The sequence below is a fragment of the Fannyhessea vaginae DSM 15829 genome (genome assembly GCF_000159235.2).
GTDB lineage: Bacteria > Actinomycetota > Coriobacteriia > Coriobacteriales > Atopobiaceae > Fannyhessea > Fannyhessea vaginae.
The window spans coordinates 243,471-257,758 of record NZ_ACGK02000001.1; the positions used below are offsets into that span (position 1 = coordinate 243,471).

Below are 14,288 nucleotides of genomic sequence, written 5' to 3' on the forward strand. Positions count from 1 at the left end.
AGGAGGACAATATGGGTCAACCGGTATTGGGTACACCGTGGCATAAACTCGGGAAGTCTGTATCTGAAGAAGAACTTGAAGCTGTTGATAAGTATTGGCGTTGTGCTAATTACTTGTCTATTGGACAAATTTATTTACGCAGCAACCCTTTGATGAAGGGTGATTTTAATCGTGACGATATTAAATATCGTTTGGTAGGCCACTGGGGAACTACGCCAGGCTTAAACTTTTTGTTTGGTCACGTTAATCGTCTTATTCACGACCACAACCAAAATACGGTTTTCTTAATGGGACCAGGTCACGGCGGACCTGCTGGTACCGCGCAGTCACTTTTGGACGGAACATACACCGAAACCTATCCGCGCATTACAAAAGACGAAGCAGGCTTGCAAAAGTTCTTCCGTCAATTCTCATATCCAGGAGGTATTCCTTCGCACTATGCGCCCGAAACACCTGGTTCTATTCATGAGGGTGGAGAGCTTGGTTATGTATTGTCACACGCGTATGGTGCTGTTTTGGACAATCCATCGCTATTGGCTGTAGCTGTAGTAGGCGATGGCGAATCAGAAACCGGTCCTTTGGCAACAAGCTGGCAAACCAACAAGTTCCTTGATCCACTAACCGACGGTATTGTGTTGCCAATTTTACATCTTAACGGCTATAAAATTGCTAACCCATCAATTTTGTCGCGTATTAGTGGCGAAGAACGCGATGAATTCTTCCGTGGTATGGGCTATCACCCCTATGTATTTACAGCTGGTTTTGACGACGAAGACCATTCATCTATTCACCGTCGTTTTGCGGCACTTCTTGAGACGGTATTCGATGAAATTTGCAATATTAAGACGCGTGCTCAAGCAGGCGAAGAGGCTCGTCCTGCGTATCCTATGATCGTGTTCCGCACTCCTAAAGGATGGACATGCCCAGCTTATATAGACGGTAAAAAGACCGAGGGTTCTTGGCGCGCTCATCAGGTGCCTTTAGCATCTGCTCGTGATACCGAAGCTCACTTTGAGGTTTTGAAAAATTGGATGAAATCCTATAAACCCGAAGAGCTTTTTGATGAAAACGGTGCAATTAAAAGTGATGTTGTTGCAGCTATGCCTCAAGGTGATTTAAGACTTGGTGCTAACCCCAACGCAAATGGTGGTAAGCTTCGTCATAACCTTGATCTTCCAGATGCCAAAGACTTTGCTATTGACGTAGAAAAAGGTGGACATGGTTGCGGTGCTGTAGAAGCAACACGCGTTTTGGGCGATTTCACGGCCGAAGTTATCAACAAGAACCGCGATTCGTTCCGTATTTTTGGACCCGATGAAACCGCTTCAAACCGTTTGCAGCCGTCCTATCGTGTAACCGATAAACAATGGTTTGGCGAAATAAACGCTGATCCTCAAAATGATGAGCACATGGCTCCTGTTGGAAACGTTATCGAGCAGCTTTCTGAGCACCAATGCGAAGGACTGTTAGAGGGCTATGTGTTAACTGGTCGTAATGGTATTTGGTCGAGCTACGAATCATTTGTACACGTCGTAGACTCCATGATTAACCAGCACTGCAAGTGGCTGGAAGCATGCGTTCGCCATATTCCTTGGCGTCGTCCTATCTCGGGAATTAACCTTTTGATTTCAAGCCACGTTTGGCGTCAGGATCACAATGGATTCTCGCACCAAGATCCTGGTTTTGTGGACATTATGCTTAACAAGAGCTTTAACAATGACCACGTAACCAATATCTACTTCCCAGCTGACGCAAATCTTTTGTTGGCTGTTGCCGAGCGTGCATTTACATCAACCAACTGCTTTAATGCTATCTTTGCTGGTAAACAACCTGCTCCTACCTGGGTTACGCTTGACGACGCGCGTGAAGAGCTTAAACGCGGTGTTGTTGAGTGGAAATGGGCGTCTACCGTACAAAAGGGAGAAGAGCCTGATCTTGTTATTGCGTCGTGCGGCGACGTACCTACGCAAGAAGCGCTTGCCGCCGTTGAGTTGCTTGATAAGTTGGGCGTTCATGTTCGTTTTGTAAACGTTGTTGATCTCCTTAAGATTCAAAATGCTCAAGAAAACGATCAAGCAATTTCTGACGAGGAATTTGTCAAACTCTTCTCTGCTGATAAGCCCGTTTTGTTTGCGTTCCACGCATATGCTGGTAGCATTCGTCGTTTGATTTGGAATCGTCCAAATCACGATAACTTCTGTGTTCACGGATACGAAGAGCAAGGTTCTACCACAACGCCATATGATATGGTTCGTCAAAATCATATGGATCGCTGGGCTTTGGCTCAAGACGCTTTACGCTTGGTTGACGCAGATAAGTGGAAGGATCAGATTGACGCTTGGGAGAAGTTCCGTGCTGATGCGTTCCAGTTTGCGGTCGATAAGGGCTATGACCACCCTGCCTTTACCGATTGGAGATGGCACGACGCAAAGGACTCTGCCGAGGTTTTGTCTGCAACTAAAGCAACGGGCGGAGATAACGAGTAAGTGTCTGCGTTACTTTTTGTATTGCTTGTATGTGGTGTTGCGATATTTGCCATGTGGCTGTCAAACGTTTGCTGTTAAGCGTGTAACGCATTACAGCGGTTGATATGCACGTTATTGAAATACCCTCTTTTACCTGTGTATAAGAGGGTATTTTTTATGGCAAGACTGGTTTAAGATCAAACAAACCATGTATGAAAAAGCGCACATAGATTAGCTATGTGCGCTTTTTATATCTCAACCGCTCTTAACTTTTTTAACTACGATATTAAACAAACTCGCCCACGCGCTTTATGAGTATGAGCACGTGGGGGATACGTATATTGGTCTTGTGTACTTATTTTTTCGCGTGTTTCTTTGCGTGTTTGCGCGCAAACCCTAATCCAGCACCTAGCAAGCCAAAAGCTTCGCATATCCATGCGCTGAAGTTCAAAGCATCGCCTGTTTGAGGTGTGTGCTGCATAGACGTTTCACGTTTAAAGTGTGCTGCCTCATGATGGTTGTGGTCGCTATTCGAGGTATGGTTATCACTGTTTCCTGTTTCATTATGTTCATCTGTTGTGGCGTCTGAAGCTTCACGAGGTAAAACACGATCAATTGCCACTGCCAACACGTGTGCAGAGTGTGCATAACCCTCTTGACCCGATAGAGGATCATCAATTACGCCATCGCCTCCAATAGCAAGAGTTGGCTTACCAAGGAAATTGCCCACAAAGGCAAGAGAGCGACCAAACCGCGCTCGTTCTCCATCATCGCGGATAACGCCTACCTTGTTTCCAAGCTTGCTGATAGCGGTAACGCCTTGGGGAATGTCTTTTACACGAAGTATATAAGCAACACCGTTTTGATCTTCTCTACCTGCTCCAATAGCTAAAAGAGCATCAGGATTATTTTTGCTTTGAGGTAGCGCGGCTACTGCCCAACCAAAACTGCTTTCTTGTGCTTTTCCAGTTAAAACATAAATAGCGGAATCGTTTTTCTGTACGTTTTCAGGGTCTATAACACGTTGCTTAGGTGCGGATTTTGTGCCAAGAACAAGCGCAACCCCGCCATTTCTTTGTTCGCTTATAGTACCGCCATCAAAACCGATTACAAAATCATCTAGACCGTCACCGTTAACATCGCCTGCATTTGCAACGCTGTTACCAGCTCCTAGTCGCCAAGAGGCATTGTCGGGCATGCTAAGCTCATAGCCTACAGACGACTTACCACTATCATTAGATGAGGCGTTCGTGACCACGGAACTCATCGTATCTGCGCTTCTTGTAGCAGAGGCTGCATTAACACTATCAGAGAGTGTATTTTCCAAATCAACGGGTTTGTGTTCTTTTGAGCCATATACCACCCACGCTTTTCCGGGTATATGACCCTGCGTGGTAAACGTGTTAAAGTCAGTGAGCACGTAATCGGCTATTCCGTCGCCATTAACGTCTCCTACTTGGGTAAAACTACTAAGCGTATGATTCTTAGGCGTTTTGACCGTCCATAAAACGTCTGCATGAGCAGCTTCAAGGTCTTTGAGGTTGATATTGCGTCCATCTTTATTGCCTTTAAGAATATATGCGGTGCCGTAGCTTGCCTCTTTGCGACCCAGAGCAAAAGGTGTATTCGCAACAACAAAACCCACGTCAGCAAGTCCATCACCGTCAAAATCACCTACGCGCGTAACTTGATAACCTGCGCCACCCGCATCAGAAGGCATTTCTATTACATAACCGCGGTCAGGGGTAAGTTGATTAAGATTGGTTTTCGCTAAATCTTTTCCACCGTAAATAACCCATATTTTTCCTGTGGTAACAGAAGTTGCCGCTATATCATCTATGCCATCTCCATTAACGTCGCCAATGATTGCCACGCTAAAGCCCATTGCCGAATCAGTTGCCGGGTTATCGGTTTTCTGTGGTCCTTTAATGGTAATAACGTCTTTGTTATCTGCAATTGTTGTTCCTTTGGTACCGCCTTGTGTGCCACCTGGTATAATCTGTATTTCTCCCGTAACGTTAAATACCCAGCCATGTGTGGGTGTTGAGTCTTCGTAAAATGGATCAAATTTATACTCAGAACGAATAGCGTTTCCCGAAACAATATCAGGCTTTCCGTCTCCTGTTACATCGCCCGTTGCTTGTGCAAGCGCACCTCCTAAACCACTGGTAAACTCACCAAGCCATGATTTTTGATCAGCTTCGTTTACGGGTGTATACGCGGGCGCGGCACTTGGCGCTGGGGGTTCGGGATATAAGGGCTTGGCAGGCGGCGTTGTTTGGTGTTGTCTGCGCATATCAGCTGTCCATACGTCAACTTTTCCATTGGTATCTGCGGTGTATATAGTGCTTAGCTGGCTATCGCTGTCGCTTGGGGGCAGTACGCCCACAAAGTATCCTGCGTCGCCCTCGCCTTCTTCACTTGCTAAAAACGCTGATTGATTTGATGGAATACCATCCAAACCAAGTCCACTATTATGATTTTCTAAAAGGGCGGTTTCGCTTACTATAACTGCACCTGGATGCTCTTCGTGGTCGGGTCGAGCAATTACCAGCGCACCTTTATTGTCTGGGTCGTATGCAGGAATATAACCCAGTGTCATTCCAATACGACCTCTATTTGTCTGGCGTATCAGTGTTCCAGCGTGTTCTTGTCCGCGCATAACGGTGTTTTCAGATGTTGAGGAGGTTTGTACGTGAATATCTCCACGTGCCTCTTTGCTGCCAAAAATAACTGCCACGGCTCCCGTATTGCCATTTGCAAAAGGTGCGCCAATAGCAAAATCGTCACAATCATCGTCGTTTATGTCGCTCATAGCAACCATTGACGTGCCAAAACCGCCTTCGGTACCGTAAATAACAGTTCCCGCCTCATCCGCACTTCCACTCTCTGCACTTACGGGAATTGCATACACTTTATTCAGGCGAGGAAGTCCAATACCAACAGTTTGGTCTTCTCCGATAGCATAGTTAAGAGGCGCAAGCGTTACGCGAGGCGCGCTTTGGGCAGTGGGGTCGCTACCATTGCTTAAGTCGTTTTCTGCAAGCTCCCATACTTTGGTTGCTTTTGCACCGTTTGTGTCCGATGTTGGTATTGATTCGTACCAATACAACTTTTTACCAGCTGCAACATACATTCCTGGTACGTCGAAAGCCGATGTTGCTGACGTGATGGCATATACGTTGTCGCTAAACGTAAGCGTCGAGGACACTACAAACTCTTGCGCCTGTGCGGCGGTGCTGTTGGCCGCCGCATTCTGTGATAGGCCTTCAGGCACAATTGAATTGGTTTTTTCGATCAACACTTTTTTGCCGTTGGCAATTGCCAGCGTAGCAGTTTCGCCTCGTTTGGTTTTTACGCACGAAACCTTCCACGTATCAGATGGGTCGTCTTTGGTAGGAAGGCTTATGTGAGCAGCTTTTTGTTGCTCGTTAATGCTTTTTACTACATCGTCTTTGTCAGAGCCATAGGGAATATGGTCAACAACATGAATTTTTTGTTGTGCTTCATCCACAAAGATCATATCAGGGCGATTGTCTCCAGTGACATCGCATGAAACGGGAAGGGGCTTTCCTGCATCGGTATATGTAACGCGTGAGGTTTTGCGAATACTATCGCCGTAACGGCTTCCGTCAATGCCCGACCACTTACGAGCGTCAGAGTCTGTAATCGAGGCAACTCTTTCATCGGGTTCAGGTGCATTCCTTGTGCTTTGTTGCGATTTTATGGCAGGGTTGGCGTTTGCATTAACGACAGATGATGTGTTTGAAACATTGGACGTGGCTTCTTGTGTTTGTGCGTATGCCTGTGGCAGATGCGGTGCAAGGGGAGAAAACGTAAAACACGCAGCTAGTACGGGCGTTGTAAGTGCTGCATGTATGGCATAAAACGCAGCACTATGTTGACGAGAGTTATTCATGGCACCATCCTTGGATAAGGGAATATTAATATAGACAGTGGTATCTATACTAGCCCAAGTTAGCCATAGGTAACATAAGAATGCGTAAATATGTTTGTGATGATACACGCGAAGCTTCGATCTGAAAAAACAAGGCACACGCTCTTCTACGTATGCCTTGTAAACAATTGCGTTTATGCTTATACACGCCGTGTTTATAAACGGCTTATGTCAAAAATGACGTTTTGCCGCATGTTCTGTCTTGTCTGTTATCTCATGTGCTTTTTGTGTGCACGTGCAACAGCAATGCCACTTGCTAACGTAAATGCACCTAAGAGAGCTCCCATCAAGTTAAGCGATGTGCTTGGATCTGACGTCTGGGGTGTTGTCCGCATGTGCTTATGTTTTACCGCACTTTGGTGATTTGAACTGTTAGTGGTGCCGTTATGATTGGGTCCATTATGATTTGAGTCTGTATCATCATGTTGGGACGGAGTTTTTGGTGTTTGTTCTTTGTGCTTGGCGGTTGCCAAATCGATCTCAACAACTTTAAGTGTCTGTGGCTCCCGCGTAAGCTGGGTGGTATCACCTTCATGCGTTTGCCAATTAACCTCAAAAGCAATATCTTCTAGTGGCTGTTCACCAGTTGGCGCAGATGTTTGTCGCAGTACGTATGAGCCTGGTTGTAAATACAGTTTGTTTTGGACTTCGTAATAACCCTCTTTATGCAAGGCGTCTTTGGTTTTCATGGCGGCAACCAAAGCATCGCTTGTTTGGGGTTTGTCTTTTGCAAAATCGTTACTGAGCGATATGTTTTTCTTAACCAGCGTTTCTTGAGTGCCATTTTTTTGATATAAATCAAATGTACCCGTGGTAACAGGGGTCTGTTGGTGCGTTGTATCATTGGTTTTATACTGATGAAAAACAACTTGCGTTGGAATTTTTCTAAATGTCACATAATAATATTTTGTATCTAGGCGTCTGATTGGTTTGCCATCTTTCATTTCGTAACCAAATGAAAGATAGTGATTGCTCGAATCCTCTGTGGTGTCGTTGGTGTTTTCAAATTTTCCGCTCTTTGGTTTGTCTATATCGTTATCCCAGTAGACGTATCCAGGAACATGCGTAGACGTGAGTTGTTCGAGCGTGGGGCGAAATACGCCTGTTTGTACACCATTTTCTACCTTTGGTGCATAGGGGTCTTGATCAAATGAGAGAATGGTGTATTTTAAGTCGTTGCTTTGACTACGACCAAAGCGCGCAGGGTCGGTTATCACGGGTTTAGCAAGATCGCTTAGGCCCTGTATTTGATGATTTGGCACTGATGAAATTACAAAGCCTAAATCCTTTTCCTTTTGTGACAGTGATGGGTGTTCATCAGAGTTTCCTCGCTGTTTAAGTGCGGCGTTCGCGTTAGTTTGTTTTGTTTGCGCGCGATATGCAAAGTCGTCTACAAAATGGAATTGAGCGCTCACGCGCGGCATTGCTTCATATATAAAAAACGCAAAGGGTTGGCCACCCGTATTGGTTTGATCTCCGTAATTAGTAAGCATGCGCTCGTTGAGTGAGCCGTCGCTGTGAAAAACAATTTTGTAATAGAGATAATGGTCGCGTGAATTAAGTTCAATATACGTTTGTTTGTGTGAATCACGTGCAAGCTCTAGACCATTAAACTCAAACGAATAGGGATGCATAGTATAGGCAACCGTTGCTTTTGAGCCTGCATATATGCTTCCGTCTTTAAGTATAAGACCGTTTCTTGTTTGATATCCCTGAGCATACATTTTATTAAATAATCCAGTTGTAGAATATTTTTTTACAACGGTATAAATCGTATAAGTGCCCGCTTCGTCTTTAAGAATATTATCATCTATAAGCTTAGGGGTCTGTGTGCGATCACTATCAGCTGTAAAAAAATATTTTTGAATTGAATCATCGTGCTTAAACGCAGTGGCGATCTCTTCATCACTTATAACGTCAGGAAAAGGATTTTTAATATCAAGATCTTTTTTACGTTGATACACAACCTGATCGTCGTCTTCGCTTGTTTTTTCAAGGTTGTCTTTTGGTTCTTGAGAGAGCTGTGTAGGATGATCTCCCAAACCGTTCTTCTTTGTCGATTGGTTTTGAGCATTATTGGCTTGGATGCTCGTAACGCTTAATCCTGTATGGGGGGGGGTTGCCGTGTTCTGTGCGTACGAAATAGCATATGGTACACCACTATAAAGTAAGCCGCATGTGAGTGCTATACGAGCCACATGTGCCGAAAACGAGGTATGCATGGGTTCCTTTCTCGTGTATGTTGCGCAACCGTTTTGTAGACGTATGCATAATATTAAGCAAAAATGCCACATATAATATTATGGATTTTTAAGCGATGGAGATTATACCCTAAATATCGTTATAAAAAAACCGCACTTACAAAAAAGTACGGCATCTAATTCTATGGTACCCCCAACGAGAATCGAACTCGTATTTCCGCCTTGAAAGGGCGGTGTCCTAACCGTTAGACGATGGGGACAAGCGCAATGAAGAAGTATACCAAACCGAAGAGTTTTATGCTAGTGACTTTTTGAGAAAAACGTGGTGAGGCGGTTTCATCACAAATACTAAACAATTTTTTGGCATACATGAGGCTTTCGCGTGGTGCCTATTTACATAGTATTAATTTTATACAGCACCATATCGCCCTGTTGTAAGACAGGGGTGAATCCCTTTGTATCGGGCGTAATTCTATCTATACCGCTAAATGCTTGAGGCCTATATTCAGCCATAAGAGTTGCGTCCTCACGGCGATGCTTTCCAAGGCTCAATACATATTTTGCACCCAGTTTTTTAACGTCATGGCGTACTTTTTCGTTATACGAGATTTCATCAAGCTCAATACGAATACGCGTAAAACCAGGCTTCTCAAATTCATTGAGGATGTATGGATAACGCCAAAACGTTTGCATAGAGGTCATTCCATACGCTAAAACACTTCCATCAAACGGATTGTTAAGAACAACATCTTGGCGAGTGATCTTTTGTGCTTGCTTCATAAATTCATATCTTTGAGCGTCTACAAAACGGCTATCTTGATAACCAGCAGTCACAACTTTTAAGTTATTGATAACACCACTGCTTTGGATAACGTTAGGAGGTTCGTGGGGGTCTTGTTCTTTAAATTGGGGGAGTGGTATGAGGGTATTTGCTGCTAAAAAGGCCACGATCACTAAGGTAGTCGAGAAATAGGAAAAATCTGTGTGCCATAGGTGATTTGGTTTGATAAAGGCAAATAAGCCTGTTTGCGCAAGCACTTTTTTGCGCAGAGATACAACATGCATGCGTATGTGCATGTTTTGCATAATTGGATAGAGCTGTTCGTGTGCAAAGGAACATAAGCTATCTAATCCGCGTGCAATAACAGGCGTGGTTACCAGCGCAATTAATGCGGCGATACGGTAAGGATCGGTATACCAAAAACTGCTCAAGATACCTTTAATGGGCGAATCCGACGAGATAACTATAATGCAAACGCTTACAAGGTAAAGGTAGCTCGCTGTTAAAAAGCGCCCTTGTGCGTGTTTGAAAGATTGCCACACGCCTATAATAAATACAAAAAACAGTATTGGTTGGGGTGCAACAAACCAATTATCCATTGCCGTCTTACCTACAAATTCAAACAATACTGCCTGTAAAAGGGCGTTGGTAAAACTACTGTACGAGCTCCACCAATAGTTGAGTGCAACTTTTCCTACAATGAGGTAATACAGGCCAATCCACCCTGCAATAACGGCGCAGAAAAATATAATTGATAGTAAGAATGCACTAATACGCTTTGCGCCTATATGCAGATTTCTGCTTGTGTTTTTTATCCGTGCCATACACCACGGTGTAAGAACAAGTACGCACACAAAAAAGGATGAAGGATGAAGTGCTATAAGGGTAATTGCTCCGCAGATAAAAACTGGAACAAGGCATACACGATCCTTGGTAGTTGTTTTTGAGCGCGTAAGCGTCATGAACACCCAAAAGATAGCAGGCGTGATACAGAGCGCGGATACAAAGGGGAAGAGTGGCCCGTATACCAAAAGTATCCATGGAAACACACAAGAAAGTGCGGGTAAAAACGCTCCTACATATATCGTGCGCGGATAGCGTGGATACACTTGAGCTATAAAAGTCATAATTGCTAAAGGATATACTACTGAGGCAAAGATAAAATTAAGTGCATTGGCCGCGATAACGGTATTGGTATGAGCAAGTTGCGTAATGATCGCGCATAACACGTTCCAACCAGCGGGATAAAATGCAGGTTTGTAGGATGATGGGTTTATGGCTGCAAATGCATGCTCGTAAAATGAGGGCATAAGCACATTATATGTACCTTCGCCTATCATGGTCTGAGTAAGACTTAAGTGACTGACGGTATCCCAGCCTTGTGCAATGTTTTCGGGCGATTTAATCGGCAACATAAAAAATATTAAGCCACCTAGTAAGCCCATACAAAGATACGTTATGTATGTTGTGGGCGCCAGTGGCAAAAGTCCATTTCCTTGGCATAACATAAGGCTGTGAGTGGGTGTGTTATTGTGCGAGTAAGCTGTTTGCTTTGTCTTAATTTTGCGCTTATATGCATAAATGTAGAACATAATGGCAGCAACCCACATAAAACTACAATGACATAAACCAATGGCTCTAAGCGGTATGTGCATAAGTGCCAAAGCTTCTGCTGTTACAAAAAGCAGTGCACAACTTATGAGAGGGGCGGTTGCAAGCGCGCGTGCGGTATCCATGTGCGCAACTTTGAGCAGCAAAAATCCTGGGATATAAAGAAGTGCAACTCCAATAAGAGCACTTACCAAAAAACTAAACCACATAGTATGAATCCATAATCACGTCATGTGCAGGTATAAAAAGACAGCAAGATTGTTCATGCGCGCGATAAGCGCGCATATCTCTTGCTATCTGTACATAAGGTACATATCAACTTTACCACGAGTTGCGATTTTTCTGCAGGGCTTAGATACCTGTTGATTTGTATTCGTCCTGACAGGCACACAACAGATGAATAAGATCGCAAAAACCATCAGTGGAAGGACGCTCGGTTACAAATACATTATCCGCGCCCGCGAGTTCTTGCATACACGATTGATTTTTTGCACCGTTTTGCATAAGCACAAACAAACCAGCGCTTTGCGCCATCGAACAGTCGGCAGATGAGTCGCCACAGGCAAGTACTTGCTCGCGAGAAAGATTCATCATGCGCATAAATTGAGCAACTGCATAACCCTTGTTAAGATTTTTAGGAACGATGTGATAGTTGCTGATATTGGTAGCCACGCCTTGTGCATTGCGCGCAAGAATAGTTGGTCCGTTAATATGAGTAACAACACCATTGTTCACTAAGTCGAGTGCTAAACCACAGTGGTTAAGCATATCTTGAGCTTCGGCTTCATCAAGCTTGCCGCGCAGCGCGACGGTCACTTCGCGATATTGATAGCCAAGCCCGTTATCGTTGTACAGTTCAAGTGATGTGCTCCAACGTTTAAGAAGTGCATCAACAACACCTGTTTGCATAATCATGTCATGTGGAGTCTTATGTGAGTTTGCGTCATATTCCATATCAGCACATGCGTATTCCCACACAGATTCTGCTCCGTCTTTTATGCAGATGATGCCGCCCATTTCGCCAATCCATTGTGAAAGGCCTAAAAGGCGTGCGTCTTCGCGAATCATAGCGCGATTTCGACCTGTACATGGAACTATTGAAATATGGTGTTTACGTGCTAAAACAAGCGCTTTTGCAAGCTCAAATGAGGGTGTTCCATCAGCGGAGCATAAAGCACAACTATGGTTAATCATAGTGTTGTCGGTGTCGGAGAGCACGTATGTAATGCGGCTTAGGCGTGCTTTGAGCTCGTCACTGAGGGTGTCTAGTGATGAGAGATGGTTCAGTGAGGTGGTTTGATAAGGCGCGCTCTGTGCGTGGTTATTGGTCATGAGACTCCTTTAGAGCATTAACGGCATGTATGAATATGTCTTTATCAGGCAAGCAGCTTACGTAACGATCTTGCTCGTGTTGGGTGGTTTCGTCGCCCTTGCCAAGCATACAAATAAGTGTTTTGGCTTGTGAACAATTTGCAAGCTCAACTGCTTTTTCTATAGCGGCTGCTCGGTTGCATTCAATATAGTATTTCTGACCTTTTGGCATATGCTTTGCCATTTCGTTGCAAATATCTTGTACGCGCTCATGTCCGGGGTCTTCTTCGGTTAGCATGATGGTATCTGCCCATTTTGCTGCTTCTTCTACCAGATCTCGCCTGCGGTCAAAGGCTTTTCCTCCGGGTGCGCCAAAAAGAGCAATGATCTTGTAATGAGGAAATTCATGAGCAAGGTCACTAAAAAAGCATCTAAACGACAACTTATTGTGTGCGTAGTCTACAATGCCTTGAATGTTTTGCGTGTGAGTTGGAATAAATTCCATTCGTCCTGCAACGTGTGTGTTGGCTAAACCCTGTTGGATATCAGACGTGTTGACATGTAAAAGATCGGCACATGCAACAGCGCATAATGCGTTATCCACATTAAATGTTCCATGAAGTGGTACAAAAAAGTCGCGCTGTTGAGCGTTAGCGTTGTGTGCTTCGTCACAGCTAAATTGCAAACCGCACCCTTGGGGACGTATGTCGTGCGCCGCTATATCTGCAGGTAACGTGCGGTTAAGCGCAGCCTTTAATGTGCTTGCTACTTTTTTGTCTGACAGAAATTGTGTCTCATATGCCTCAAGACGTCGCTGCGCGTGCACGCGTCCGCAGACAAGCAAGGGACTGCATGCGTGAGCATGCGCGTAAATTGCTTCAAAATGATCGGCGTCAAGATTCATAACTGCAGCATTCGCCATAGAAAATATCATAAGCTTGCTTAAGAAATAATCTTCAAAGGTAGGGTGTTCAACTTTGGATATGTGGTCGGGCGAGATGTTCAAAAACAGTGCAACATCTAAATGAAGGCCATCAACACGATGGTGTTTAAGCGCCTGACTTGAAATCTCCATAACCATATGTGTGATTCCCGATTCTGCTGCATTGTGTAGATGACGCCAAAAATCGGGAGCTTCGGGTGTGGTATTGGTACTTTCTTCGTTGAGGATACCGTCATATGTGGTTATAGAGCCCATAAGACCAATAGGAGATTTGCCTTGTGAAGTGCATATATGTTTGCGTTGTGCACGTGCATCAAGAATGCTTTTAATCATGCATGCGGTGGTTGTTTTGCCTTTGGTTCCGGTGATTCCTACCGTAATAAGGCGCGTATCGGGATGTCCCCATGCGAGAGGTGCTGCTTGTGCCATCGCAAGTCTAATGTTGTTAACAACAATTTGTACGGCATGTGGGCAGTATGTTCGCAACGCCTGCGCGTGAGTATTGTCGCACATATATGCCGTTGCACCTTTTTTGAGCGCATCTTGGAGATACTCAGGCTTGAACGCCGCACCTTTGCACACAAAAATATGGTGCTTTTGTGAGTAGAGCGAATTTGAATCCAAACCGTTTATTAAACTGTCTGCAGCTGCCGTAATTTTGTTATTATCGCAGGTAGAGTTAATAAACTGAACGTTTGGCAAAAAATCAACCCAGCGCGGGTCACGCTCGTCGCACTTGAGGTTATAAACCTCAAGAAGTAGCCCTTGAGCTTGGAGTTGTTTAAGTATGTCATAAAGTGTTGTTTCCATACGTTTTAGTATAGTGCGTTTTAGAAATTTAGGATTCTTGAAGAATATCACTGCGAAATAATTCCATTTTGTGATACACTTCTTTCGGGCGATTGGCGCAGTGGCTAGCGCAGGTGCTTTACACGCACAAGGTCGGGGGTTCAAATCCCTCATCGCCCACCATTTATTTTCTTTTTTTATTTTTCCCTTTTATAAAATCTTTTACTTC

At 44.4% G+C, this 14,288-nt stretch carries 6 protein-coding genes and 2 tRNA genes; 2 read left to right on the forward strand and 6 right to left on the reverse strand.

What is annotated here, in order from left to right; all coding sequences use genetic code 11:
- Nucleotides 1-11 precede the first annotated feature (11 nt).
- The gene (locus HMPREF0091_RS01020) at nucleotides 12-2,486 is read left to right on the forward strand and encodes a phosphoketolase (protein ID WP_006302307.1); all 2,475 of its coding nucleotides are present in this window, start codon (nucleotides 12-14) and stop codon (nucleotides 2,484-2,486) included.
- A 334-nt stretch (nucleotides 2,487-2,820) separates the two neighbouring features.
- Here the strand turns inward: HMPREF0091_RS01020 and HMPREF0091_RS01025 are convergent, their stop codons facing one another.
- The 6 genes from HMPREF0091_RS01025 to HMPREF0091_RS01050 form a co-directional block, all read right to left on the reverse strand.
- On the reverse strand, nucleotides 2,821-6,384 hold the full coding sequence (locus HMPREF0091_RS01025) for a hypothetical protein (protein WP_006302308.1): 3,564 nt from the start codon (nucleotides 6,382-6,384) through the stop codon (nucleotides 2,821-2,823).
- A 248-nt stretch (nucleotides 6,385-6,632) separates the two neighbouring features.
- The gene (locus tag HMPREF0091_RS01030; RefSeq protein ID WP_006302310.1) at nucleotides 6,633-8,645 is read right to left on the reverse strand and encodes a hypothetical protein; all 2,013 of its coding nucleotides are present in this window, start codon (nucleotides 8,643-8,645) and stop codon (nucleotides 6,633-6,635) included.
- Between the two features lie 164 nt (nucleotides 8,646-8,809).
- Nucleotides 8,810-8,884, reverse strand: a tRNA-Glu gene (locus tag HMPREF0091_RS01035).
- A gap of 133 nt (nucleotides 8,885-9,017) precedes the next feature.
- Nucleotides 9,018-11,225, reverse strand: coding sequence for a DUF6541 family protein (locus HMPREF0091_RS01040; protein ID WP_006302311.1), 2,208 nt, complete (start codon nucleotides 11,223-11,225; stop codon nucleotides 9,018-9,020).
- A 142-nt stretch (nucleotides 11,226-11,367) separates the two neighbouring features.
- Nucleotides 11,368-12,348, reverse strand: coding sequence for an HAD family hydrolase (locus HMPREF0091_RS01045; RefSeq protein WP_006302312.1), 981 nt, complete (start codon nucleotides 12,346-12,348; stop codon nucleotides 11,368-11,370).
- Nucleotides 12,338-14,080, reverse strand: a complete 1,743-nt coding sequence (locus HMPREF0091_RS01050; protein ID WP_006302313.1) for a Mur ligase family protein — start codon at nucleotides 14,078-14,080, stop codon at nucleotides 12,338-12,340. The genes HMPREF0091_RS01045 and HMPREF0091_RS01050 overlap by 11 nt, the downstream gene beginning before the upstream one ends.
- Before the next feature lie 86 nt (nucleotides 14,081-14,166).
- On the opposite strand from HMPREF0091_RS01050, the gene HMPREF0091_RS01055 reads away from it, so the two are divergent.
- A tRNA-Val gene (locus HMPREF0091_RS01055) sits at nucleotides 14,167-14,242 on the forward strand.
- Nucleotides 14,243-14,288: the final 46 nt, after the last annotated feature.